At 59.4% G+C, this 25163-nt stretch carries 20 protein-coding genes and 1 pseudogene; 9 read left to right on the plus strand and 12 right to left on the minus strand.

Annotated features, from left to right (window positions below; translation table 11 throughout):
• Positions 1-124 precede the first annotated feature (124 nt).
• The 8 genes and pseudogenes from Q0S16_RS16220 to Q0S16_RS16255 all read right to left on the minus strand — a co-directional run.
• Positions 125-221 (minus strand): annotated as a pseudogene (locus tag Q0S16_RS16220) (ABC transporter permease); the annotation flags it as partial.
• A 156-nt stretch (positions 222-377) separates the two neighbouring features.
• Complete coding sequence (locus Q0S16_RS16225; RefSeq protein WP_295850046.1) at positions 378-1478, minus strand: ABC transporter ATP-binding protein; 1101 nt, start codon at positions 1476-1478, stop codon at positions 378-380.
• On the minus strand, positions 1462-2556 hold the full coding sequence (locus Q0S16_RS16230) for an ABC transporter ATP-binding protein (protein WP_295850048.1): 1095 nt from the start codon (positions 2554-2556) through the stop codon (positions 1462-1464). The genes Q0S16_RS16225 and Q0S16_RS16230 overlap by 17 nt, the downstream gene beginning before the upstream one ends.
• Before the next feature lie 114 nt (positions 2557-2670).
• Complete coding sequence (locus tag Q0S16_RS16235) at positions 2671-4377, minus strand: ABC transporter substrate-binding protein (protein ID WP_295850051.1); 1707 nt, start codon at positions 4375-4377, stop codon at positions 2671-2673.
• Positions 4378-4440: 63 nt separating this feature from the next.
• Complete coding sequence (locus tag Q0S16_RS16240; RefSeq protein ID WP_295850053.1) at positions 4441-5337, minus strand: ABC transporter permease; 897 nt, start codon at positions 5335-5337, stop codon at positions 4441-4443.
• Positions 5337-6290, minus strand: coding sequence for an ABC transporter permease (locus tag Q0S16_RS16245; protein ID WP_295850054.1), 954 nt, complete (start codon positions 6288-6290; stop codon positions 5337-5339). The genes Q0S16_RS16240 and Q0S16_RS16245 overlap by 1 nt, the downstream gene beginning before the upstream one ends.
• Before the next feature lie 521 nt (positions 6291-6811).
• The gene (locus tag Q0S16_RS16250) at positions 6812-7606 is read right to left on the minus strand and encodes a class II aldolase/adducin family protein (RefSeq protein WP_295850056.1); all 795 of its coding nucleotides are present in this window, start codon (positions 7604-7606) and stop codon (positions 6812-6814) included.
• Positions 7607-7681: 75 nt separating this feature from the next.
• The gene (locus Q0S16_RS16255) at positions 7682-8767 is read right to left on the minus strand and encodes a tripartite tricarboxylate transporter substrate binding protein (RefSeq protein WP_295850059.1); all 1086 of its coding nucleotides are present in this window, start codon (positions 8765-8767) and stop codon (positions 7682-7684) included.
• 118 nt (positions 8768-8885) lie between these two features.
• Between Q0S16_RS16255 and Q0S16_RS16260 the strand changes: the two genes are divergently transcribed.
• Positions 8886-11054, plus strand: coding sequence for an acetate--CoA ligase family protein (locus tag Q0S16_RS16260; RefSeq protein WP_295850061.1), 2169 nt, complete (start codon positions 8886-8888; stop codon positions 11052-11054).
• Positions 11055-11140: 86 nt separating this feature from the next.
• Here Q0S16_RS16260 and Q0S16_RS16265 read toward each other — a convergent pair whose 3' ends face one another.
• Positions 11141-13813 carry an ATP-binding protein gene (locus Q0S16_RS16265; RefSeq protein ID WP_295850062.1) on the minus strand — a complete coding sequence of 891 codons (2673 nt, stop codon included), beginning with the start codon at positions 13811-13813 and terminating at the stop codon, positions 11141-11143.
• 580 nt (positions 13814-14393) lie between these two features.
• Between Q0S16_RS16265 and Q0S16_RS16270 the strand changes: the two genes are divergently transcribed.
• The 5 genes from Q0S16_RS16270 (at position 14394) to Q0S16_RS16290 (ending at position 17585) form a co-directional block, all read left to right on the plus strand.
• Positions 14394-14849, plus strand: a complete 456-nt coding sequence (locus Q0S16_RS16270) for a hypothetical protein (protein ID WP_295850063.1) — start codon at positions 14394-14396, stop codon at positions 14847-14849.
• A gap of 89 nt (positions 14850-14938) precedes the next feature.
• Positions 14939-15241 (plus strand): STAS domain-containing protein, encoded by a 303-nt coding sequence (locus Q0S16_RS16275; protein ID WP_295850065.1) that lies wholly within the window; start codon positions 14939-14941, stop codon positions 15239-15241.
• Positions 15242-15478: 237 nt separating this feature from the next.
• Entirely contained in the window at positions 15479-15901 is a 423-nt protein-coding gene (locus Q0S16_RS16280) for an ATP-binding protein (RefSeq protein WP_295850068.1), read from the plus strand.
• A 20-nt stretch (positions 15902-15921) separates the two neighbouring features.
• The gene (locus Q0S16_RS16285; protein ID WP_295850070.1) at positions 15922-17226 is read left to right on the plus strand and encodes a fused response regulator/phosphatase; all 1305 of its coding nucleotides are present in this window, start codon (positions 15922-15924) and stop codon (positions 17224-17226) included.
• On the plus strand, positions 17220-17585 hold the full coding sequence (locus tag Q0S16_RS16290) for an Hpt domain-containing protein (protein WP_295850084.1): 366 nt from the start codon (positions 17220-17222) through the stop codon (positions 17583-17585). Before Q0S16_RS16285 ends, Q0S16_RS16290 begins: the two co-directional genes overlap by 7 nt.
• A 94-nt stretch (positions 17586-17679) precedes the next feature.
• Here the strand turns inward: Q0S16_RS16290 and Q0S16_RS16295 are convergent, their stop codons facing one another.
• Complete coding sequence (locus tag Q0S16_RS16295; RefSeq protein WP_295850073.1) at positions 17680-18861, minus strand: EAL domain-containing response regulator; 1182 nt, start codon at positions 18859-18861, stop codon at positions 17680-17682.
• Between the two features lie 326 nt (positions 18862-19187).
• On the opposite strand from Q0S16_RS16295, the gene Q0S16_RS16300 reads away from it, so the two are divergent.
• The 3 genes from Q0S16_RS16300 (at position 19188) to Q0S16_RS16310 (ending at position 22290) form a co-directional block, all read left to right on the plus strand.
• On the plus strand, positions 19188-19649 hold the full coding sequence (locus tag Q0S16_RS16300) for a response regulator (RefSeq protein ID WP_295850075.1): 462 nt from the start codon (positions 19188-19190) through the stop codon (positions 19647-19649).
• Positions 19646-20212, plus strand: a complete 567-nt coding sequence (locus Q0S16_RS16305; protein ID WP_295850077.1) for a hypothetical protein — start codon at positions 19646-19648, stop codon at positions 20210-20212. The genes Q0S16_RS16300 and Q0S16_RS16305 overlap by 4 nt, the downstream gene beginning before the upstream one ends.
• A 251-nt stretch (positions 20213-20463) precedes the next feature.
• A complete protein-coding gene (locus tag Q0S16_RS16310; protein WP_295850079.1) occupies positions 20464-22290 on the plus strand; it encodes a response regulator in 1827 nt (608 codons plus the stop codon).
• A 45-nt stretch (positions 22291-22335) separates the two neighbouring features.
• Here Q0S16_RS16310 and Q0S16_RS16315 read toward each other — a convergent pair whose 3' ends face one another.
• Together Q0S16_RS16315 and Q0S16_RS16320 are read right to left on the minus strand one after the other, a co-directional pair.
• Positions 22336-23949 carry an ATP-binding protein gene (locus Q0S16_RS16315; protein ID WP_366517834.1) on the minus strand — a complete coding sequence of 538 codons (1614 nt, stop codon included), beginning with the start codon at positions 23947-23949 and terminating at the stop codon, positions 22336-22338.
• The coding region (locus tag Q0S16_RS16320) for a PAS domain S-box protein (protein ID WP_295850083.1) at positions 23946-25163 on the minus strand (1218 nt) is incomplete at its 5' end. The genes Q0S16_RS16320 and Q0S16_RS16315, both read right to left, overlap by 4 nt.

Consider the following 25163-nt stretch of genomic DNA (forward strand, 5'->3'; position numbering starts at 1 on the left):
GAGGAGCCCTTGCGACGAAGCAATCCAGTTCTTGCGGAGCTCGTGGCTCTGGATTGCCGCGTCGCTTCGCTCCTCGCAATGACGGGGGGATGGGACACCGATTCATCTTTAGGTCATCAGACTCTAGGCCTATGAACGGCTGCGGGGGTCAGTAATCTCTGCGCCGCATTCAGCATGCTGCCCCAGGATGGCGCGGGGGGCTGCTGACCGAGGCCCAGGAAGCCGGTATCCCGGTTAGGCGCAGTGATCGACCATTTTATGGGAGGCTCGATCCACCTGCAAACAAGCACACACCGTTTCCGGAACAAGCGTGGGTCCGCGGTCCGCTCCGGAACAGCAGTTCTGATGTGCCGATCGCATGCCGCTCGAGCAAGCGACTAGGCGATGGCAGGCTGCCCTCGTCGCGCCGATGACGTCGCAGCCGAACTGGGCCGCCCCAGCGGCGACAACGGATCGCGATCCATGCCGACGATGGCCGGATCGTGCAAATGGCAGGCCGTCGATCGGCCGCTTTCGATCTCGCGGAGCTCCGGATCGATCTCCGAGCACACTTTCATGGCCATTGGACATCGCGGATGAAAGCGACAACCGGACGGCGGGTTCACCACGCTCGGCGGCTCCCCCAGGATCGTCTGCTGCGGTCGCAGCGCCTCGGCCGACGGACTCGGTATCGGCACCGCCGCCAGCAGACCCTGCGTATAGGGATGCAGCGGCGCCTGGTAGAGATCCTTGCGCGGGGCGATTTCGACGATGCGACCGAGATACATCACCGCGATACGATGACTGACATGCCGGACCACCGCGAGATCGTGGGCGATAAACAGATAGGACAGGCCCAGCCGTTCCTGCAATTCCTGAAACAGGTTCACGACCTGCGCCTGGATCGATACGTCGAGCGCGGACACCGGCTCGTCGCAGATCAACAGCGCCGGATTGAGCGACACCGCGCGTGCAATCGAGATGCGCTGCCGCTGTCCGCCGGAAAACTCATGCGGATAGCGCTCCGCCATGTCGGGACGCAGGCCGACGAGATGCAGCAACTCCTGGATTCGCGCCCGATAGACGTCACGCTCGGTATCGACGCCATGGACAATCAAGGGCTCGCCAATGATGTCGCCCACTTTCATTCGAGGATTCAGCGAGCCGTAAGGATCCTGGTAGACCATCTGGATGCGCCGCCGGACCGTCCGCATCATCGAATTGGTGTAGGACGAGATATCCTTGCCGTCGAACTCGACCTTGCCTTCGGTGATCGGCGTCATGCGCAATATGGCAAGTCCTGTCGTCGACTTGCCGCAGCCGGACTCGCCGACCAGACCGAGCGTCTCGCCCCGCCGCACCGTGAAGGATACGCCGTCGACGGCACGGACGCTGCCAGCCTGTCTGCGCACCAGTACGCCCTTGAACAGCGGAAAGTGAACCTTCAGACCACTTACCTTCAGGATGTCATCCTGGCCGGCGTCAGATACGGCTGTCATCGGGACCAACTCCATGCGGGACATCGGCAAAGCACGCCTTGAAGTGACGTCCATCGATCTGCTCGAGCGGCGGCCGCTGCTCCCGACACCTGTTGCCGACATATCGGCAGCGCGCCTGAAACGCGCAGCCCTTCGGCAGCGCGGACAAATCGGGTGGCTGACCTTCGATCGGAATCAGGCGCTGCTGCGCATCCTGGTCGAGCCGCGGGATCGAGGCCATCAGCCCGAGCGTGTAAGGATGGCTCGGCCGCTCATAGATCTCATGCGCCGTGCCACTCTCGACGACACGACCCGCATACATCACGCAGACCCTGTCGGCATAACGCGCCACCACGCCCAGATCATGCGTGATGAGAATGAGCGCGGCGTTGGTTTCGCGGGTCAGGTCTTTCAGCAGCGACAGGATCTGCGCCTGAACCGTGACATCCAGCGCCGTGGTCGGCTCATCGGCAATGATCAGCTTTGGATTGCACGCCAGCGCCATCGCGATCATCGCACGCTGCCGCATGCCACCGGAAAATTCGTGCGGGTAGGCGTTGACGCGGCTCTCGGCATTGGGAATCCGTACTCGCGACAGCAGATCTTTCGCCTTGTCGAGCGCCTTCCTCCAGCTCATGCCATGATGCAGTTGCAGCGGCTCGGCCACCTGCAGCCCCACCGTCAAAGAGGGATTGAGCGACGACATCGGTTCCTGAAAGATCATCGCGATCTCGTTGCCGCGGATCGCTCGGATTTCCTCCGTGGACAGGCCGAGAAGATCGCGTCCTTCGAACAGGATCTCGCCGGATTTGACCCGGCTCGGCGGCGACGGAATCAGCCGCAGCAACGACAACGCCGTCACGCTCTTGCCCGAGCCGCTTTCACCGACGATCGCCAATGTCTCGCCGCGCGACACGCTGAACGACACGCCATCGACCGCACGCAGCGCTGCGCGCCCCACCCCGAACTCGACGGCCAGATTTCGCACCTCCAGCAACGGCTGCTGTGCCGCCGCCGTTGCTCCGGGGTCGTGCGGCGCATCGGCGGAAGTAGCTTTGCTGGCCGTCTGATGGCCCGGATCGAGGAGAAGCTCAGTCATTTTGTCTCCTGTTCGCGAACGGAACCTGAAAGTCGATCCAATCGGCGTTGCGGTGTCCTGCGATGCCGCCGTATCAACGGCACCGCAGGGATCGGCGGGCGCAGGGCAACGCGCTCAGAAGCCCATCTTCTTCTTCATCTCCTGATCCAGCCAGATGCGCGCATAGATCGGCGCTGGCCGCACAGCCCCGGCGCGAAGCTCACCCCCGTAATTCTTCACCCATGGCCACCAGGCGGAATAGACATAGGGCGTCGGCAACCAGATGTACGGCGCCTTGTCGAGGATCTCGATCGTCATCTCCTTCAGCAAGACCTGGCGCTTGGTCTCGTCGCGCTCCTGGTACGCAACTTCCATTTTCTTGTCGAAGGCGGGATCGGCCCATTGCGATGGATTCCAGGTCTGACCGGAAACAAAGCTCTTGCGGATGGTCGTAGTCGGGTTGGTGTGGCCATTGTTCATGAGATAGCCGGCTGCCAGGGTCTTCGACGTCATCGCCGAGAGGAATGCGCCATATTCCATCGGCTGGATATCGAGCTTGACGTTGACCCGCTCCAAATACGCCGCCACCAGCGACAGCAGATCCAGATGGTCCGGCTGACACGAGCAGACCTGCACCTTGAAGGTGAAGCCCTTGGGTAGCCCGGCCTCGGCGAGAAGTTTCTTCGCCTTGTCCGGATTATAGACGAACAATTCCTTGACCGAGTCCGGCATCTCGGCCAGCGGCTGGTAGTAGCCGGTGTAATCCGGGTGCTGCGGGTAGGAGAACAGTTCGGCATGGCCGTTGTAATAGGCCTTGACGATCTCCTGCTTGTTGACTGCGAGGTTCAGCGCGCGGCGAACGCGGATATCATCGAACGGCTTGGTGTCGACACGCATCGACAGGAACTGACCGTTCATCGATAACCATTTCGACCACTTCAGCTGCGGAACGCTCTTGCTCAGCTGTTCCATGTCGGTCCAACGAACCGCTTCGGCAATATCCAGCTTGCCGGTGCGAAGCGCCGTGGTCACGGTCGCCTCATCCTTGATGTTTCGATAGACGAGCTGGTCAATGAACGGCAGCTTGAACTCCTCATTGCCGATCTTTTCCTTGTCCCAGTAGATCGGGTTCTTCGAATAGGTGTTGGAATTGCCCTGGACGTGGCCCGTCAGCATGAACGGGCCGGTGCCGTTCAGATTTTTCCAGTCGTTGGGACCGGCGTCGACGACCTCCTTCGGGTAGATCGCGGAGTAGTAACCCCAGCCGAAGCGATAGTCCCATTCCGCATTATAGTATTTTAGCGTGAAGACGACCGTATGGGGATCAGTCGCCTCGACCTTTTCGATATGGTCGAAATAGGTCGCAATTTTCTTCGGACTTTTGTCGAGACGGTTGTAGCTGAACACCACGTCATCGGCGACCAGTTCGCGGGACGCCATCACACCGGGCTTTGCCGGGAACATCACGCCCTTGCGCAGTTTGACCTCCACGCGCAGCGGGTTCTCCTTCATCTCCCAGCTCTCGGCCAGCTCGCCGCGCACCGCGTCGCTCGGCAGCCACGCATCGGCATAAAACGGATACTTGCCGCCATTGCGCTTTGCCTTGGACAAATCACCGGAGAATAGCTGCTCGTAGAACTGGCCGGTATCGTGGTTCACCTTCCAGTTCCAGTCGGCAGGATCCCAGGACAGCACCGACAAGGCCCGGTTCATCGTGGCGACCTGGAGCGTGCCGCCATATTGCGGCTTCTCGTCGGCCCGCGAGGCCGTCGATCCGCCGAGCGCAATCGATAGTCCGAGCGCTGTCACCGCCAGCCGTGTTGTGAGGTTTCGTGCAGACATCGTCGTCTCCCTTGTTGTTCGCCGCGGTCATTCGACCTTCGACGTAACGCACGCAAAACTCGCCTATCGCGACCCGCGCATACGGGGATCGAGCAGATCGCGCAGCGCGTCGCCGAATACGTTGGTGGCGTACACGACCACGGTGAGGCAAAGGCCAGGCGCAAGAGCGAGCCACGGTCCCTGCAGCATGAAGGTCCGGCCCGCTCCCGACAGCATACCGCCCCAGGTCGGCGTGGGCGGCGGCACGCCAAGGCCGAGAAACGACAGCCCTGATTCCGCCAGGATCACGAAGCCGACCCGCGTGGTGAACAGGATGATGATCGGCGGCATGACATTGGGAAGAATGTGACGCAACAGGATGCGTGGCAGCGTCGCCCCCATCGACTGGGCTGCGTTCACATACATGTTTTCGCGCACGGAGATGGTGGCACCACGAATGATCCGCGAACCGCCGATGCCAAGCAACAGGCCGAGGATACCGATGATCGGTACGAGTCCGGGGCCGACAACGGAAACCACCACGATCAGCACGATCAGATCCGGAAAGCTCATCCAGGCATCGACCAGGCGCTGCACGATCATGTCGAACCGGCCGCCAAGGTAGCCGGTGAGAATACCAATGACGACAGAGAGGACGGTGGCGATCCCGGCTCCACAAAATCCAATGATGACGGATAATTGCGCGCCATAGAGGCAGCGCGACAGCACGTCGCGTCCGAGATTGTCGGTGCCGAATGGAAATTGCCACGACGGCGGCTTGAGACGGTTGATCGGATTAATGTGATTGTAGCCATAGGGCGCCAGGAAATCGGCGAACACGCCGCACAGCAGGAACAGCACGAAGATCACGGCACCCGCCGCCCCGAGCGGCTTCTCACGAAACAGCCGCGCGACGAAAACCCACGAAGGGGAACGGCGGCGCACCACAGGGGGAATGACGGCGTGGGTCACAATCGTCATCAGCTGAACCTTACTTTCGGGTCGAGCATGCCATAGCTGAGATCGACCACAAGGTTGATGAGCATGACGGCGATGCCGACGACGAGAAACACGCCGGCGACGATGGGATAGTCACGCTGGGTGACGGCTTCGAGCAGCAACATCCCCATTCCGGGAATGACGAAGATCTGTTCGATGATCACCGCGCCGCCGATCACCAGCGGCGCCTGGATGCCGACCAGCGTTACCACCGGGATCAACGCGTTGCGCAAGGCATGACGCGTCACGATCGTCCATTCGCTGAGGCCCTTGGCCCAGCCGGTCCGGATGTAGTCCTGGCGCAGCACCTCAAGCATCATGGTGCGCGTCATCCGCATGGTAATGGCCGACAGCGACATGCCGAGGATCAGGCTGGGCAGCAACATATGTCGAATATTGCCGACCGGGTCCTGCAAAAAGGGAATGTAATCGATCTCCGGGGACCAGCCCCACCAGATGGCGGGAAACACCATGACCATGGTGCCCGTCCAGAACGCCGGGACCGCAAGCATCAGGATCGACATCGAGCGCATCACGTAGTCGCCGATGGTGTCCTGCCTCAGCGCGGAATAGATGCCAATCGGTATCGCAATGATCAGACCGATCAGGATCGCCAGGAAGCCCAGACCGAAAGTAATCGGAAGTCGACTCAGAATTTGATCCAGTACCGGCGTATTCTGCCAGAGCGATCGCCCGAGATCACCGTGCAGGACACCGCCGACCCAACGGAAATACTGGATATAGATTGGCTGATCTAGGCCCAGCGCTTGCTCCAGTTGCGCGCGATCCTTGGCGCCGGCGGCGATATCGTTCTGCGCCAGCATCAGATCGATAACGTCGCCCGGCACCATCCGAAGCGTGATGAAAACAATCAGACTGGCAAAGAAGATCGTCGGAATCAGCGCCAGCAGGCGACGGGCGGCATAGGCACGCATCAGCCTCGTCCTTCCATGATTCGCCAGCAACAAGGGCGGCTAGCGACCGCTGGACAATGAACGGTCTTGATAAATCTTGCGCGCCCCGCCGTGTACAGGTGGCGCATGCCTGACTGCTGATAGGATCGATAGAATACACCCATGAGAGATACGGTTTCTACCCTGAGAGAAGCTCGCGCTATGATCGTGCGGCGGATTATTGAACCGATCCTATCGTTTCCAAATAGAATGTAACTGCGGCTAAAACGTCAAACGATCTTTGGGGTTTACGCGGCCGACAAATTCGTCGGGCCCGAAGTCAACGCAGATATCACTACCTGTCACTAGTTGCGCAGCAGCCACGATTACCGCTCTGCGATCGAAAGTCACCGTCACGGACGCTGGCCGGTCAACAAGCGTCGAGGTCAGCGCCCGGATAGTCGCTTCATGCTGTTTCCATCGTTGTCGGGATGATGAGCGCAGCACAAGCCAGGTCCGCGCCGCGCCGACATCGGCGATCGCGAACCCGGCTTCCGCTTGCTTCAATGCCGAAATGACGGATCGGCGCGATCGAGCTTGCGGAGCAATGCGGGCCAGGCCAGTTCACCGCTCAGGCCCGGAGCGTTGTCGCGCGGCTTCATGCGATCGTAGGTCTGCTGCAACACCTCCGGCGGAGGCGTCACCAGAGGCGTATTGCAGGACAAGGCGGCCACCTGCACTTCACAGGCGCGCTCCATCCGGAACAGAACGTTAAAGGCCGACGCGATCGTTTTGCCGACCACCAGCAGGCCGTGATTGCGCAACACCATGGCTTCGTGATCGCCGAGATGGGAGACCAGCCGCTCGCGCTCCTCCGGATTGTCCGCGATGCCCTCGAAATCATGATAGGCGACATGAAGGAAACGCATGCAGGTCTGCGCGACCGGCAGCAATCCGCATTGCATCGCCGACACTGCCATACCTGCCACCGTATGGGTATGCGCGACGCAATCGATGTCATGGCGCGCCATGTGGATGGCGCTGTGAATGACGAAGCCGGCGGCATTCACGCCGTAGTCGGATGCGTTGAACAGAACATTGCCGTCGAGATCGATCTTCACCAGGCTCGACGCGTCGATCTCCTCATAGAGCAATCCGTACGGATTGATGAGGAACTCGTTCTCCGTGCCGGGCACGCGGCATGAGATGTGATTGGCGATCATCTCGGTCATGCCATACATCGCGGTCAGGCGATAACACGCGGCAAGATCGACGCGCGACTGCCATTCGGCGGCACTGACCTGTTCCTGAACCGATCGGACGATTTGTACAGACGGCGAACTGACAGTTGCATTCATGGGATTCTCCTTTGTTGTTGGCTACAGGTCCGGAGCCCCCAGTCCGCAGCAGACGGTCGATGAATTCTCGGCGGTTCATTCCACCGTGATGCCGGCATCCCGAATGAGCTTGCCGAGACGCTCGCGTTCGCTGATCACATGGATCCGGAGTTCGGTGGGCGTCATTACCCATGGCTGATTGCCAATGGCCTCCATGCGCCTGGCGAAGTCGGGCGTCTTGACGATGCGGTTGATCGAACTGCTGAGCCTGTCCAGCACGGGCTGCGGCGTCCCCGCCGGCGCGAACACGGCGAACCAAGTTTCCCCCACGATACCGGGATATCCCAGCTCCTTGAACGTTGGCACCTCCGGCATCTGTGGCAGGCGCTGCTCCGATAGCACCGCCAATGCGCGATACATGCCGGCCTTGTGATTCGGCGCGGAGTTGGTCAGCGCCTCCACATTGCTGTCGACGATACCTGCGAGCATGTCGTTCATGGCCGGTGCCGCACCGCGATAATGCACGTGCTGGAATTTGACGCCGAGCCCGCGCGCGACGATCTCCCCCATCAGATGAACCGTGCTGCCCGGCCCGTTGGTGGCGTTGTTGACCTTGCCGGGATGGGCCAAAGCGTAGGCGCGAAAGGAAGCGATATCGGTGGCGGGAAAATCCTTCTTGACGACGAAGGCGAACGGCACCTTGACCACCATCGCGACCGGGGCGAAATCCTCGAGTCTGTATTTGATGCCGGCCAGCAAATGCGGATTGGTCGTGAACGTCGTCGCGCTGGCAAACAGCAGCGTGTAACCATCCTTATCCGCGCCGGCCACCATCTGGGCGCCGAGCGAGGTGCTGGCGCCGCCACGGTTTTCGATCAGCACTGGCTTGCCGAGATCCGCCCCCAGTTGCTCGACAAGAATGCGCGCAACAATGTCCGTCGTTCCGCCGGGCGGAAATGGAACGATAAGTGCGATGTTGCGATCGGGATAGGTCTGCGCCCGCACCGGACTAGCGGTAAAGGCCAGCAGCAGCAAAGCCGCGCCACCGAAGACGCGATAGAAACTGCTTGCAGGCATGTGTGCTTCCTTCCCTGACCTATTCGCGCCATTCGGCGTCGATATTGGCAACGAAGCTATTGTGGCACACAACCTCCCGGCGTCAAAGACGCGATCCATCTGCATGCGATGCAAGTACATCCTCCGCGCGGCGACGGCGGCTTGACGTCGGACGCTGCTATGAGATGGTGACCATCAAGGCTCGCCAGTCCAACGACAGAGCCGCAAGGACAAGGCCGATCCCATGACGATAGCCGATTTCGCTACCAGCACCGCACGCGTCATCCCCTATCGCCGCGATCAGCTGCGGCGGTTGATTGCCCCGCGCAGCGTCGCCATCATCGGCGCGTCCGATCGCAAGGGCTCGTTCGGCAATCGCGCGATGGAGAATCTGCAGGATTTCGATGGACCCGTTCATCTGGTGAATGCGCGCGCAACTTCCGTCGCCGAACGGCCATGCTTCGCCTCGGTGGCCGCGATCGGCGAGGCGCCGGATTGCGTATTCATTGCGGTTCCGCGCGAGATGGTCGAGAGCGTGGTCCGGGAATGCGCGGCCGCAGGCGTCGGCGGCGCCGTGATCGTCGCATCGGGATTGGCCGAAACCGCGAAGCCCGATCGCATCGCCGATCAACAGCGCATCGTGGAGATCGCACGTCGCGCCGATATGCGGCTGGTCGGACCCAACACGATCGGATTTCTCAATTACGGGGTCGGCGCCGCGCTGACCTTCTCGGCGATGCCCGCGCGTCGCGCGCTGCTCCCGCATGCCATCGGCATCATCAGCCAGTCCGGATCGCTCGGTTTCTCGCTGGCGCAGGCGGCGGAGCTTGGTGTTTCGATCAGCCACGTTCTGACGGCGGGAAACTCCGCCGATGTCGATGTGGCCGATTATGTCGCTTATCTCGCGGAAGAGCCGGCCTGCAAAGCGATCATATGCGTGTTCGAAGGCATGGCGCACCCGGAGCGGATGGGGCACGCGCTACGTTTCGCATGGTCGGTCAACAAGCCAGTCATCATGTACAAGATGGCGACCGGCAACGAAGGCGCGCGCGCGGCGATGTCGCATACCGGATCGCTTGCCGGATCGAATGAAGCCTACGCCGCGATGTTCGCACGGGCCGGCGTCATTCAGGTCGACCGCTTCGAGGATTTGATCGAGACCGCGACCTTCTTTGCGAAGGCGCCGCGCCCGACCACGGACGGTGTCGCGGTGATCGCGACCTCCGGAGGCGCCACCATCATGGCAGCCGACAAGGCCGAATGGCACGGCATCCCGCTGCCGCAACCCGGTACCAGGGCCGCCGACCTGCTGGCGATACACGTGCCCGATTTCGGCTCGCCGCGAAATCCGTGTGATGTCACCGCGCAGTTGATGAATGACATGGTTGCGCTGGAGAGTTGCGTCGACGCGCTGATGGCGGATGCCCAATTCGGCGCGATGGTCACCTCGCACGCCTATGCCTATGATTCCGCGACTTCCCGGCTCCCGGTGTTTAGCCGTGCCGCCGCAAGCCATGGCAAGATCGTGTGCAATGTCTGGGCGCCAGCCTGGCTGGGCGGGCCAGGCACCATCGAAACCCAGCAGGACGGCCACCTGGCCCTGTTCAACGGCATGGATCGCTGCTTTGCCACGCTGGCGGCGTGGCAGCGGCGCGAACGCCTGCGCCAGACCGCATCCGATGCGCCACCGGTGCGATTGACCGCGGCGCACGCCGCGGCGCAGGTGACGGAAATTTTGCGCGGCATCACCGACACCGCACTGACGGAAAGCCAGAGCAAGCGTGTCGCGGCTCTCTATGGCATCCCGGTCGTGGCAGAGGCCGTGGTTGGCAGCGCAAATGAAGCCGTGGTGGCGGCCGGACGGCTGGGATACCCGGTCGTGCTCAAGATCGAGAGTCCAGACATCCTGCACAAGACGGAAGCCGGGGTGGTTTGCCTCAACCTGCCGGATGCGCAGAGTGTTCGCGATGCCGCGATACGGCTGTTGGAGCTGGCCAACGCCATCGTTCCGGCACCGAGAATCAACGGCCTGCTGGTGCAGCCAATGATCCCCAAGGGCGTCGAAGTGATGGTGGGCGTACGCAACGATCCGCTGTTCGGCCCGCTGGTGATGGTGGGACTGGGCGGCATTCTGGTCGAGCTCTTGAAGGATGTCGCGATCGCAATTGCCCCGGTCTCGACAGCCGAAGCACGGCGCATGATACTCGGCCTGAAGGGCGCGACATTGCTGACGGGTTTCCGTGGCCGCGCGGCCATCGATATCAACGCCCTCGCCGGCATTGTGGCGCGCGTCTCGGAACTTGCCGACGATCACCGCGCGGCCATCGCCGAGATCGACTTCAACCCGTTGATCTGTGACGCCGACCGCATCATTGCCGTCGATGCGCTGATCGTGAAGATTCAGGCCGGATAGGACAAACCCGCGATCACGTCTCCCGGCGGCTTACCGGCCACCGCCGGCTGCGCTCCAACGCTTGAATTGATCCATGCTGGTTCAGATCATCGCCGGCGTCTTGCCCACTGCAGGATCGCGGCATACAAGGCCTCCGGCTGAATCGGCTTGGTGAGGAAGCCGTTCATACCCGCGGCGAGGCATATTTCGCGCTGTCCCACCAACGCGTTCGCGGTCAGAGCAATGATGGGGACGTCACGCTCGGGCCGATCGAGCCGGCGGACCGCAGCCGTCGCGGAAATGCCGTCCATAATCGGCATCTGCATATCCATCAGGATGAGATCATAATGACGGTTCTGAACGGCGGCCACCACTTCGCTGCCGTCGGAGACCAGATCCGCTTTATAACCCCGCCGAGCAAGCAACTTTGACATCAGTCCGCGCAGCATCTCGTTGTCTTCCGCCACCAGGATGCGAAGCTGCACGGCCTCCGGGTCGATCGTTGGCTGCAACGGAGCGGCGTTCAGTTCAGGAGCGAGACCAATCTGACAAAGCAGCGTGAACGAGAAAGTGCTGCCGCGGCCAACCTCACTATCGACACCAATCTCGCCTCCCATTGACCGGCAGAGTTGCTTGCAGATGGCGAGGCCAAGGCCGGTGCCCCCATATTTGCGCGATACCGATGTATCGGCCTGCGTGAAAGGATTGAACAGAGTGGACTGGACATCGTCTGGAATGCCCTTTCCGGTATCGGTGACGGCGACACGCAATTCGATCCGGTCAAGGTCACGCAGAATATGCGACACCGAAATGTGAATTGATCCGAGTTGCGTGAATTTAATCGCGTTACCCACCAGGTTGAGCAGGATCTGGCCGAGGCGACTGGGGTCTCCCCGCAACCAAGGCGGCAGATCATCCGAGATCGACGTCTCGAACAAAAGACCTTTGTCACGCGCCTTCGGACCCAACAACATTACGATCGAATTCAGCGAATTCTTGATATTGAAGTCGATCACCTCCGGTGTCAGTTGTCCGGCTTCGAGCTTGGAAAAGTCGAGAATATTGTTAACCACCGTGAGCAGATTATGCGCGGCCTCCTGGGCCACGCTGGTCAAGTTTTTCTGCTCAACGTCCAGTGACGTGTCGCACAGCAACTCGATCATTCCCATCATGCCGGCCATGGGCGTTCGAATTTCGTGACTCATCATCGCCAGAAAGTCCGATTTGGAGCGGCTTGCGGCTTCCGCTTCGTCTCTGGCAAGGCTCAGTGCCTCGGCCGTGGCGATCAACTCGCTCTGCTGGCTTTCAAGCCGGTTGCGCGTCTGCACCACTTCCGCGAGCTGTTTGGCCAACAGTGAGGCCGCCCGTTCGCGATCGCTGATATCCTCATGCGTCGAGACCCAGCCACCATCCGGCGTATTGATCCGTTGAATGGAGATGACGCGGCCGTCTCTGAGGCGACATCTATGGTCGCGCCGGACCGAGCGCGGGTCGGCGTTCACGTCAAATTCGTGATCCAGCGTCGCCCCGCCAGCAAACATATGCTCAAGCAGCCGATCGAACGGCATGCCGATCGCAACCTGCCAATCGTCGAGCCGATATATTTCGCTAAAGCGCGGATTGGAGATTACCAGATTCTGGCTTGAATCGAACAGGCAGAGACCTTGCGACATATTCGTCAAGGCGGTGTCGATACGCTGTTTTCCTAGCGCGAGCCGCTGCTCCGTCGATTTCCTTTCCTGCGACAACCGCGATCCGATCAGAAGAAATACCGCGACGATCACCGACACGAACAGGGCGGCGGCAATGATGAGCAGCCGGGTCTGAGCGCGCCATTCCTGCAGCGCCACCGAGGTCTCGATGGTCGCCGTGACGAGCATCGGAAAGGCGCCGAGTTGCTGCCTCTTAATCAACCTGCTGTTGCCGTCCGCCATCGCCGGCATCCGAGATCCGCCCAGCACCTGCCCTGACGTGATCTGCTGAGATACCTGCTGCGCCAGTGTCGGTGGACCTACGAAACCCGGCTCGATCACCTCAAGGCGCGGAAAGCTAGCGATCAGTTCGCCTCCGCGGTGCACCATCGATACGGTCGAGTTGCGACCGAGTTCGATCGCACCAAAGAATCTTTCAAACTGGGACGAATCGATCCGTTTGGTGAGGACACCGAGGAACACGCCGTCGGAGTTCAGCAGTCGCCTTGCCAGGATGGTGGTCCAGGGACCGTCGCTGAAACTCCGCACCGGGACCGCCAAGGTCGTTGCCGCCGTTGCATTAAACCGCAATGCCCTGAAGAAATCGCGTTTGCTGACATTGAGCTGGCTGGAGCCGCTTACTCTCGAAGTATTGATCATCTCGCCGGTGGCGTCGAACACGAAGATATCCGTCAGACCGAATGGGTCGCGAACCTCTTCCCGCAACCGTAACTGAATATCGGGGCCGGCCAGTCTCTCGGAAAACTCGGCGGGGGACTTCATATCGGCGATCCGAAGATGCTCGACGACTTGGGCCTGATCCTCGACGAGGTCCTCGAATAGCTGATCGAAATGGCGGGAAAGCAGCTTCACCGTATTTTCGAGATGCTGCTCCGCGCTGTCCAAGGCGCGCTCACGAAACGTGTTGATCATAAAACCGGTGAACGCGGCTATGACAACGATCAACGTGAAGCCCCCTAATACAATCGTGCGAATCTTGACGCGTGGCTGCGCATCAGCGTCGACCGGATCGCCCGACGCTTCAAGTGGCCTAGAAGGCAGTCCGTAAGAATACCGGATTTTCACCATGGGTTACTCTCCTTCGACGGAGATTAACCCGATCGCCTGAAGGAAAGCGTAAGCCATCGTCTGTGATTGTTGATCGAGCACCTGAGCATTCGATCTTCTCTTTTGATGCGCCTCCGGGACGAGCGGTAGCCATGCCCGCTTGATATTCACGCACCGCCGCTCGCAGCGACTAACCCCGCGCCAACGGAAATTACTACGATTTCACGCGAGCCAGCGGACGTCACCCACGAAGTGAACAGGCACCACTAGTCACGCTTCGCCGGATCGAGCTGGCGACGAACAGAATCAGCGGTACGACAGCAAGTTTCTTGCAAAAAAAAACGTAACGAGATCGTCGACGCAGGGCCGGCATCGGTACCGTCGTGACCGGCGCGCAAGACTTATCCGTGTTTACACGGCTCGCGAATTTAACAAGATGAGAATACCTCAGATGGAATATGCTTCCCGTCGGCGTTCAGCTCCGGGTACGGCGCCTATCCGCAATCGCACGGGCGCATCAACCCACCCCACCGGCGTTCGAGATCGAAGTTGACGGCTGTGCCGTCTATAGCGAACGACCGCCAAGCCACTGGAATTCTCGGTGAACGACGTCGAAAATGTACTGCTATTGTCGGAAGATGCGAGATCCCTGATCTATGCGTTGGAGGGACTCAATGGCAACGTCATTCGTGTCGCGAGTTGCATGGAGCAGCTCGAAGCGATTGTCGGCACGACCAATAGATTGGCGATCAACGCGCCGGCCGCCGTTGAGCCGACAGCCTCGGCTTTGTCCGCCTTCCCCACGGTCGCGAGACAGGTTCGGAAACTATCCGAGGCAACACAGCAATCGGTAGCCGCTATGCAGGTTGCGTTGAAAGTCGTTACCGATGGGATAGCCAGCGGCCAGAACAGACTGACCCGGACGAATGCCATCGACCTGGCCCCCAGCGTTCTCACCATGGACCGTTTGGAGATCCTGATGTCTGAACTGGTCTCGCGCAGCGCCAGCCTTACCGCATCCATATCCGCCACCTCGGTTCGCCGCGAAAACCTGTAAGTTTGGAAAAACGCACGAAGAAACAGGAATTTTTCACCATACAGCTTCGTTACGAAGCGCGGCGATAGCAGTTTTTCTGGGAGTCGAGAATGCAATTTCAGATTAATAGCGAGAAGACACAGGCGTTGATGACCGGCGATTTGACATTCGCCGACCATGCGTCGTTCAAGGCACTCATTGGCAGCCTGTTGAAGGGTCGGGGATCACCAATCGTGATCGACCTGTCGGAGCTGGACTTCATCGATTCCGCGGGCCTCGGCATGCTGCTTCTCATTCGCGATGAAGCCAACAAGGCCGCCCGCAAGCTCGTGCTTCGTGGTCCAATCGGACAGGTCAAGCGAATGTTTGGAGTCACTAAGTTTGAAACACTGTTCGTCGTAGAAGAGAGCTAGGTCGTGGGGACTTCAACCAGGCGTGCTGGACTTTCAGGCGACGACGGACGGCGAGTAACCCGCTGGGACGGCGTCTCCGCGGTCACGCTGTCGGAGGCGCTAGCGCCACCGGCCGTACAATGCATCGAGGCGGATCTCGCCATTCGAAATGTCCGGCTTCTGACAGTCCGAAAATCGCCGGAGTGTCTCAGTCTCACTGTGACGACCAGATCGGCTTACAAAACGCCCATTAACCGGGTGTTCACCAATGCAATCGCGGATCGGATGCATTGCTCGTCGGATCTGCGCGAGCGCGTCTCAACCGCTGTGCAGGAAGCCCTGATGAACGCCGTTCTGCATGGCAGCCTGCAGATCGAGCCACATCTACGCAACGACTTCCAGAGCCTTTTGATTGTTCACGAGCAGATCGAGGCGCAACTTGCGTTGGAACGCGTCGCCCACAGCATGATCCGCGTCCAGGCGCTGTGGAGCTCGACGTCGCTGCACATTCTGATCCGCGACGAAGGCGAGGGCATTCAGGCCGCCAATCCACCACCCGCGCAGCAAGACACCGGCGAAGAACGGGCCAGCGGACGGGGATTGCTGGTTCTTGCCTCGATGTGTGATCGCTTCGCATTGATCGAGGGCGGCAGGACCGCGAAGATGAGCTTTGCACGGTGACGGGGTCAAGCCCATCGCCTGTGGGTAGCACCATCGTGGAGATGCGGCCCGGCAACAGCGTTCGGCAGGCCCGGATTCTGATTGTCGACGATGAAAAAATGTCGTGCCGCTTACTGGCTGGTATTTTAGAGAAGCAGCATTTCTTGAATGTTGAGATTGTTGAAACTGGCAAGGCCGCGCTGAAAAGCATGATCAGTTTTCGTCCCGACCTCGTGCTTCTCGACATGCAATTGCCGGACATCGTGGGTCTGGAGGTATGCACGCGGATACGTGCCAATCCGGAATTCGTCGATGTTCCGATTCTCATTCAGACGGCCACGGTCAATCGCAAGGAGATGGGCGACCTTTTCGCCGCTGGCGCCTCGGATTTTTTGTCCAAGCCGATAAATCCAGCCGAACTCGTTTCACGTGTCATCGTTCACCTGGAACGCCGTTTGCTATTGGGCGAGATGCGCGAATATCGGGAAAGGATTTCGCAGGAACTCGACGCCGCGAGACGAATGCAGCTTGAAATTCTGCCGTCGCCTGTGCACCAGGAGCAACTCGCCGCGAGCGCCGGACTGAGGGTGGGTTCCTATAACCGTCCATCCTCCGAGATCGGTGGCGATCTCTGGGGACTGTTGCCGATTGATCAGGGCTCGTTCGGGTTGTTTCTCGCGGACTTCACCGGGCACGGCGTCACCGCGGCCTTGAATACGTTTCGGCTTCATGCCTTGATCCATGAGTACAAGGAACTGCACGCTGACCCGGCGGAATTTGTCACGATGCTGAATGAACGGCTCGCCCGGTTGCTGCCGCCCGACCAGTTCGCAACGTTCATCTATGTCTTGGTCGCGCATGGCGCCGGGGAGCTACGGCTTACGTCCGCCGGTGCGCCTTCCGCGATCATCCAAATCGGGCTGCTGGGAGCGGCGACCCTGGCGGAAACCTCAGGGCTGCCGCTGGGTATCGCAAAGGGCGTGCGATACGGCGTCCATCGGTTGCCGTTCCCGCCTGGCTCACTATTGCTTCTGTATAGCGACGGGCTATCCGAATTTGCCGATAAGGACGGGCACCGGATCGGCGAAGCCGGTCTGGTTACAGCGATCAATGCGTCCCATCCGGAGCTTGCGCCATATGAACTGATCGACAGGCTCTGCGACGCCGCGGGAATCACCGCCCGCCAGACGCTTCCCGACGATACAACGATCATTTGCATCGACCGCCGGGTCGGCTCCCGGGAATTGTCGAGGTCCGGTTCCCTTTTCGTGAAAGCCCCGACGCTCGACGGCAGTCCCGCTTTCATCACGCCACTCCAGCCTGAGTCGGCGTGGCGACGATGCTGACAGGCTGGGCCCGCATCCCATTGTTGGACGAGCCGCAGATCGAGATGATCCGCGCGGCCCTCGGCGACGACGACTTTCGCGCCATGTACGCGGAGTTCCCGCGGGCCGCCCGGAAGGCCGCCGGGTCCATCGAAATGGCGCTGCGCCGGAGCAACATCGATCAGGCCCGCGCTGCCGCGCATGGGATGAACGGCGTCGCAAGCAGCTTTGGAGCCGAGCGTCTGGCCAGGCTGGCGAGTTTCATCGAACTGGAAGCGGATTCGCTGACGGCGGTCAGCCAGCTCATGGATGTCCTGACCGAGACGATTGACGAGACGGACAGCATCCTGCGGAAAGAAAGGCAAGCGATCGAAGCCTGATCATCATCGGTGGATCCTGCCCGTGACTGCTGCCAACCGCCTTACATCCAGCGTGACAACGTCCGCGGACGACAATCTGTCACGCTTTGACGCGTCACACAGCGGCGCGGGGAGCCCTCGGCGTTGTTCGTCGTTCGCTCCAGGACAGCAGGTCCGGCAATGCCAGCGCTGGCGAGTAGAGATAGCCCTGCCCCACGTCACAGCCGACGTCGCGCAAGAATTCCGCGACATTCGGCGTCTCGATCCCTTCCGCGACCACGGTCATATTGAACTGGTGTCCGATTTCCACGGAGCCGGTGACAATCTTGCGCATGCTGTCATCCCCGAGACAATTCGATACAAAGGATTGATCGATTTTCAACTCGGTGAACGGCATTCGCGCCAGTGAGGCCAATGACGAATACCCGGTCCCGAAATCATCGATGGAAATGCCTATTCCCTTGATACGCAGCCGTAACAGGATCTCGGTAGCCCGGGCAACGTCGGCCATCGCCGTGCCCTCGGTCACTTCAACGATAAAGTTCTCGGTCGGCAAATCATGTTTTCGGAGCAACCCCTCGATCTCCTCGGGCAGCGACAAATCCGATAGAAGGACCGGCGAAACATTCACCGCCATTTTGAAATCTGAATCATATTTCACCATCAGCGCGGCTGCCTCGATCGACTGCTCCAATATGGATCGAGTGATGTGGCTGATCTGACTTGAGCTTTCCGCGGCCGGAATGAACTCGCCCGGCGATATCAATCCACGACCGGCATGATTCCAGCGGGCCAAAGCCTCGCATCCGACAAGTCGTCCACTGGCGAGTGAAATTTTCGGCTGGTATAACGGAGAAAATTCCGAACCGAGCAGTCCAAGCTCAATCATGGAGCCGGTCACAGGCTCCCTGCAAGGTGGTCCCGCGAGAGAGAATGCCCTTTCGTTCAAACCGCCAAGCAGCTCGCGAAGGGCGGCTGGTCGGAATGGCTTTCGCAACGAACAGGCGTTGCTGATGCCAATAGCATCGGCCATACGCACGGCCGCGTCGAGAATGCGATCGTCGCATCCGCTGATAAAAATTATTTGTGGCGCGTTTTCCAGCTTGGCAACCAGCCGCAGGACTTCGATTCCGTCGCGATCTCCAAGCGACAGATCGATCGTGACGCAATGAAATATTTCGCCATCCAGAGCCGCCGCCGCCGCGTCAAACGAGTGTACGCTGGTGGCCCGGTATCCATTTCTAGCAGCGATCGCAGCTACAATCTGACCCTGGGCCTTGTCGTCATCGACGATCAACGCACGGCGACATGAAGACTGAGAGGAATGCATCATCTGAGGGCCGCGGTCCATTCGGACGCGATCATGGCAGAAGAGTGAGATAAAACAGTAAATTCTACCCGAGAAAGTCGTCCTTTTTCCCCAGTAGTTCTACGGCCGGGCGATGGAGAAATTGGGTAACAATGATCGTAATACAAAGATTAACGTATATTCAATTAACGTTGTGGCTGATGGGTTATCGCGTCTTTTACTGTGATAGCCATTGCGGATTGTCAACGAGCGTCCAGCGCCGGAGAACCGTATTATTATTTCCGGACTGGTCGATAAGCAGAATTGAGATCGTGATGTTTGAAACTGATGGCCAGCAGAATTTAAGGACACCGCGCTTTGGTCAGCTGACGGACGATGGCGAGCCTCGCATTTTGGTGATCGACGACACCAAGGTCCATCGCATGATCATCTGCCGAATCGCGGAAAAAGCGGGCTTGAAGCCGGTTGAAGCGGAAAGTTGCGCGGACGTGGTCAACGTTCTCTCGGTCGCGACATATTGCGGCGTCACGCTTGATTTGTCGTTAGGCGAGCGCGCCGGCACAGAAGTCATCGCCGAACTGGCACGCTATGAATTCCGCTCGCCCATCATCATCATCAGCGGCTCTGACCCGCAGACCGCGGACGAAGCGCAGCAACTTGGGCTGTCTCTCGGGTTGAACATGGGCGAACCAGTGCCCAAGCCAGTGGATCTGGCCAAGCTGCGTCGACGCTTTGTCGAACTCAGGGAGGCCGCCAGCGGCAGGGGCCACCTTTGAAAAGTGTTCAATCACGGCTGGGTCCAAATCTGCCGATAAGAATCCTCGCGGCGGCAACGCTGTTTGTATGTGTCGCGATCAGCGCGATGAGCTTTCTGGTCGTGACAAGTCTTCGCGACGAGGCGCTTAACGCGGCTGAGATCGGGCTGAAGCGACATAGTCTGACGCTCGCAGGCCAGGCCGAACGCTCCTTCCAATCGATCTATCTGATACTATCCAGCATAGGCGATCATCTCACCACCCAGGGCGTCTTCGACTCAAGCAGCTATCTTGCTGCCATGCGCGAAAGAAACACGTTCGAGTTTTTACGGGAGAAGCTGGCCGGTCTGCCGCAACTCGAAGCCATCACCATGATTGACGCGACCGGAAGACTTATCAATTTCTCCAGATACTGGCCGATCCCGGACGTGAACGTCTCGGACAGGGACTATTTCAAGGCGCTGAGCAAGGACGCGTCGCTATCGACCTTTATCAGTCAACCCGTGCAGAATCGCGGGTCTGGAACCTGGAACATCTATATTGCCCGGCGGATCAACGTGCATCGGGCGAGTTCGCTGGGTTAATTCTCGCCGCGATATCGCTGAAATATTTCGAGGAATTTTACGAGTCGGTTTCACTCGGAGCGGGAAGTACCGAGGCGCTGCTGCGCGACGATGGAACGTTACTTGCGCGCTATCCCACCACGCAGGAGATCGGGAAAGTCTTCGCCGGCGACGAGGTCAAGCAGCTCCTGGCGAATGGCGGCGGAACGCTTCGTGGAACCAGCCCGATCGATCAATCCAAACGCATCAAGGCCATCCAGCGGTTGACGGGGGTGAACCTGTCCATTCTGACCACCCAGACGCAGGACAGCGCCCTTGCGAATTGGCGGAAGACCGTCAGGCTATTTGTCGGATTCACCGGCGGAATGGTGGCGGTGCTGATCCTGGCAGCCACGGCGATCGCGCTGAAGTGGCAGCAACAGGACGTTTTGAGGCGCGTCCAGGTCGAGAAGCAGGAGGCAGAGAACGCCAAGGCGTCGGCCGAGACCGAGTTGCTTCGCCAGCAGGAGCGCGCCTCGGAGGCCTCCAACCGCGCCAAATCCAATTTTCTGGCCGTCATGAGCCATGAAATCCGAACCCCGATGAACGCGGTCATAGGAATGGCCAGCAGCTTGCTGGATTCGGATTTGACCAGCGATCAACGCGAGTCGGTAGAGGCGATCCACATCGCTGGCGATAGCCTGCTTGAGCTATTAAATGATATTCTGGACTTCTCGAAACTGGAGAGCGGCGCCCTGACGCTCGAGAAAATCCAGTTCGCGCCGATGTCCGTGCTCAACAATATGGTGAGCGTTGTCGGTGCGAGCGCGGCGGCAAAGGGCCTTGAGCTGAGATTGGAGGGCGCTTCCGAGATGCCGGCCGGCCTGCTCGGCGCCCCCGGTAGAATTCGCCAAATCCTGCTGAATTTGACGTCCAACGCCATCAAGTTCACGGCCGAGGGTGAGATCGTTGTCAAGTTCGAGTGCCTGAGTCGGTCGGAGACGAATGCGCTAATGCGCTGGACCGTGACGGATACGGGAATGGGAATTGCCGAAGATCGTCTGGGAAGTCTTTTCAACGATTACGTCCAGGCCGATAGCTCGGTGAGTCGTCGCTTCGGCGGATCGGGACTCGGTCTGTCCATTTGCCGGCGGTTGATCGAACAAATGGGCGGCGAAATTCGCGCGGAGTCGAGGCTTGGCGAAGGATCGGCCTTTCATTTCGATCTGTTTCTGCCGATATGCGAGCCGCCCGCCCCGCAGGCCAGCGAGGATGACACCTCCGCCGCGCTCCTCCGTCTGCGCATCGCGGAAGCCGGACACCCGCTCCGTATCCTGATTGTCGACGACAATCGTACAAACCGGCTCGTCGCGGCCCGCATGTTTCAGGAATTCGACGTCACGATCGTTGAAGCATGCGACGGCGTCGAGGCCATCGACGCGGTCAGCGGAAGCGAGTTCGATATTGTCCTGATGGATATGCGGATGCCAGAGATGGATGGCTTGACGGCAACAAGCATCATCAGGGCGTCTGGCGGCAAGCTCGCCGTGGTGCCGATTATCGCCTTCACAGCCAATGCCTTTGCCGATGATCAGGAGGCGTGCCTGCGCGCCGGAATGACCGATTTCGTTGCCAAACCGGTTCGGAAAAAGTTCCTGATGCAGGCGACCTTGCGGGCGTTATGGGGCGCGGACATGCAGAAGCTGCGCGAAAGCTCCACCCGGATGTCCACCGCATACGGATCAGATCCGAAGGGCCCCGTAGAGGCAACGGAGATGGTATTTTTCTGCCGCCAGCCGTTCGATGAACTGGTTGAAGAAATCGGGCTGGACGATGCCATGGAGGCGTTTCAGGTGTTTGACGAAGATGCGCGACAGCGGTTTGAGACGTTAACCGCCAATGTCGCACCGGCAGGAAGCAAGACTGTTCGCGTGGATGCGCACTCCCTGAAATCGACGGCCGCCACGTTCGGCTTCTATCGGATGTCAGCCCTGGCCGAGCGGCTCGAGCGTGTCGCGGAGGGACTGGAGGCGAGGGAACATCGCGCGCTGGTGGACGAGCTGCGCATCGCATTCGACCGTGGACTGTGTGAATTCGCAGCGCTTCCGAGAGCCGCTTGACCGTCAAAGCGCTGTCAGTACCGCGTTGTCCATCGAGCACTCCTATCAAGTTTCCAGCGAACGTCGGATCGCCCTGGCAAGTTCGCTGAGACGATACGGCTTGGCGAGCAACAACACGTCGCTGTCAACAAGCGCGCCGCCATTGAAGACGTCCTGCGTATAGCCCGAAGTGAACAGAACCTTCAGACCTGGACGCTGTTTCAAGGCCTCATCGGCGATCTGACGTCCATTGCGGGGCCCTCGCAACACAACATCGGTGAACAGCAGATCGATGTGGACGTCACTTTCTGTGATGACGCGAGCCTCGACGGCGTCGGTAGCCGGGAGCGCGCGATAACCAAGCCGCTCGATCTGAGCCACGACATATGTCCTCACAAGGTCGTCATCTTCCACAATCAGGATAGTTTCGGTACCACGCGGAATATCGATGGTGTCGCATTCCGGGATCTCGATCGTTTCGGCACGAACCGCACGGGGCAAATAGATGGTCACCGAGGTGCCGACATCCGGAGCGCTGGTGATTTGCACATGCCCCTCCGACTGCTTGACGAAACCGTAGACCATGCTGAGGCCAAGGCCGGTCCCTTTGCCGACCTCCTTGGTTGTAAAGAACGGCTCGAATGCCTTGCTGAGCGTTGCGCGATCCATGCCTGAGCCGGTGTCGGCGACCTCGATCAGCACGTAGTCACCAGGGGACATATCCGCCGCGGCCGGCATGTTGCTCCCGTCGAGAAACGCATTACCGGTACGGATGGTCAGCGTCGCGCCAATCGGAGAGGCGTCACGCGCATTCAAGGCGAGATTGAGGATCGCCGTCGTCAACTGGCTGGGATCGACCAGCGCCGGCCACGTATCATTGGACAGGTGGAGAGCGACGTGAAGCTGCTCGCCCAGCGTTGGGCGTAGCAGTCTGGCTGTCTCGGTCGTCAGGGCATTGATATCGACATCCCTTGGGCGAAGCGGTTGCTTGCGGGAGAAAGCGAGCAGATGCTTGGTCAGCTCCGCGCCGCGTGTCGCCGCGGAATCGATCAATTTCGTAATATTCAGCAACCGCGGACGGTCGGCGACTGCCTCGGCCAGAATCTCGATGGTGCCGGTAATGACCGTGAGGATGTTGTTAAAGTCGTGAGCGACGCCGCCGGTCAACTGTCCGATCGCTTCCATTTTCTTCGCCTGGCGAAAATGGGCTTCCGCGGCGCGCTGTTCCGTGACATCGCGGATGAAGGTATTGAACCGCACCTCGTTATTTCGATGATACTTCGTCAGGCTGAGCTCGACGGAAATCTCATCGCCCGTCTTGGTCCTCGCGGGTATCTCGAATCGAATTCCCAACGGCTCCCGTTCTTCGCCCCCGAGGTAGTCGAACAACGCCAGCCAGGACGGATCATCAGCCTGGTCGTTCGCAAATATCGTCAGAATAGATTGACCGATGGCATTTTCCCGATCCCATCCAAAGATACTTTCCGTGTGCTTATTGAGGTCAATCACTTTAAGATTGGTATCGAATTGCAGGAACCCGTTAAAGGCGGTGTCCAGAATTCCCTGCGCCATTCGCTCGCTCTCGCGCAGGGCTTTCTCGGCATTCTTGCGCTCCGAAATGTCGACAATAACGGCGAGAATATGTATCCCCTTGTGCGTTGAAATGGGATTAAGGCTTATTTCGACCGGAAATTTTTCACCATTTTTTTCTGGCCGACCCCTTCAATTCCAGCCGCCGCGCGCCTCGCAGCAGGATTTTCTTCGTAGGGCGCGCGCAAGCTGAGATGCCCGGCTCGCAGGTCGATAGGAACGATTATCTCAATGGATTGTCCGAGAATTTCGCTCTGCGCGTAGCCAAACAGCCGTTCCGTCTCGGCATTGACGAGGACGATACCACCGGTATCATCGATCATGACAAACCCGCTCGGACTGGCATCAAGCGCAAGCTTGAATTTTTCCTCGTTGAGTTTCTGGTCGGTGATGTCGCGAGCCACCTTCGCGGCGCCGATTGTGTCGCCAGTCGCCGACAGAACGGGAGAGACGCTCAACGAAACATCAATGATGCGGCCATCCTTGGCCAGCCGGACCGTCTCATGGTTCTCGACAGCGACGCCTTCTTTGATGCTTCGCAGGGTATCGCGCACTTCGCTCTGACGATCCTGCGGAACGATGATATTGATATTCTGCCCGATCGCTTCGATTTCGGTAAACCCGAAAAGACGCTCGGCAGCCTGATTCCAGCCCGTGATGGTTCCATTCAATGATTTGGTGATGATAGCGTCGTTCGATGACTTTACCGCGGCGCCGAAAAGCCGGGCTCGCTGAACGTAGAACTGTAGTTCATTTTCGGAATCCCGTGCTTGCTGGCGCATCAGCTTGGACAGGCGAAGTTGAATGGTAGCCGTTTCAGTAAGCAATATGGTGAGAATCGAGCCTGCTGCGAACAGGCCGTAAAGGCGCCCCGCGTAATATCCGAAGTCGAACCGGGCGGAATTCAACACCGCCGACAGCGAGATGTCGAACATCCAGGCGCACAGGATCGCCATCATCCAGACGTCCAGAACAGCCAGCGTTTTTTTTCGCGAAAGAATGCCGATCGACAGAAAACATGCAACGAAGATCAGGGCGATGAATGTCACCATGATCGATGAAAATCGCGCATCGATGATGAGGATCGGGAGGGTTGGATGACCGACCGTCAGGATAAGCAGCAGGACGACAGCCACGAGACAGACGCCAACAACGGCCCAAAGAATGGCCCGGTTGCAGGCACGGCGGGATTTATACCGTCGTTGCTCGGGATCGGACAGGGCGTAGAGCAACGCGAATACGGGAAACCCGGCATGCCATACCAGATAAAACCAGACCGTGGTTTCCGGGCCGGGGAAGAACAA

It is taken from the genome of Tardiphaga sp. (genome assembly GCF_025356345.1).
Taxonomy (GTDB): Bacteria; Pseudomonadota; Alphaproteobacteria; order Rhizobiales; family Xanthobacteraceae; genus Tardiphaga.

Excerpts from the sequence above, each read along its gene's own strand:
- Q0S16_RS16235 (WP_295850051.1), bottom strand. The coding sequence starts at position 4,377 with ATGTCTGCACGAAACCTCACAACACGGCTGGCGGTGACAGCGCTCGGA.
- Q0S16_RS16245 (WP_295850054.1), bottom strand. The coding sequence starts at position 6,290 with ATGCGTGCCTATGCCGCCCGTCGCCTGCTGGCGCTGATTCCGACGATC.
- Q0S16_RS16275 (WP_295850065.1), top strand. The coding sequence starts at position 14,939 with ATGCAATTTCAGATTAATAGCGAGAAGACACAGGCGTTGATGACCGGC.
- Q0S16_RS16290 (WP_295850084.1), top strand. The coding sequence starts at position 17,220 with ATGCTGACAGGCTGGGCCCGCATCCCATTGTTGGACGAGCCGCAGATC.
- Q0S16_RS16265 (WP_295850062.1), bottom strand. The coding sequence starts at position 13,813 with ATGGTGAAAATCCGGTATTCTTACGGACTGCCTTCTAGGCCACTTGAA.
- Q0S16_RS16300 (WP_295850075.1), top strand. The coding sequence starts at position 19,188 with ATGTTTGAAACTGATGGCCAGCAGAATTTAAGGACACCGCGCTTTGGT.
- Q0S16_RS16260 (WP_295850061.1), top strand. The coding sequence starts at position 8,886 with ATGACGATAGCCGATTTCGCTACCAGCACCGCACGCGTCATCCCCTAT.
- Q0S16_RS16230 (WP_295850048.1), bottom strand. The coding sequence starts at position 2,556 with ATGACTGAGCTTCTCCTCGATCCGGGCCATCAGACGGCCAGCAAAGCT.
- Q0S16_RS16240 (WP_295850053.1), bottom strand. The coding sequence starts at position 5,337 with ATGACGATTGTGACCCACGCCGTCATTCCCCCTGTGGTGCGCCGCCGT.
- Q0S16_RS16250 (WP_295850056.1), bottom strand. The coding sequence starts at position 7,606 with ATGAATGCAACTGTCAGTTCGCCGTCTGTACAAATCGTCCGATCGGTT.
- Q0S16_RS16255 (WP_295850059.1), bottom strand. The coding sequence starts at position 8,767 with ATGCAGATGGATCGCGTCTTTGACGCCGGGAGGTTGTGTGCCACAATA.
- Q0S16_RS16225 (WP_295850046.1), bottom strand. The coding sequence starts at position 1,478 with ATGACAGCCGTATCTGACGCCGGCCAGGATGACATCCTGAAGGTAAGT.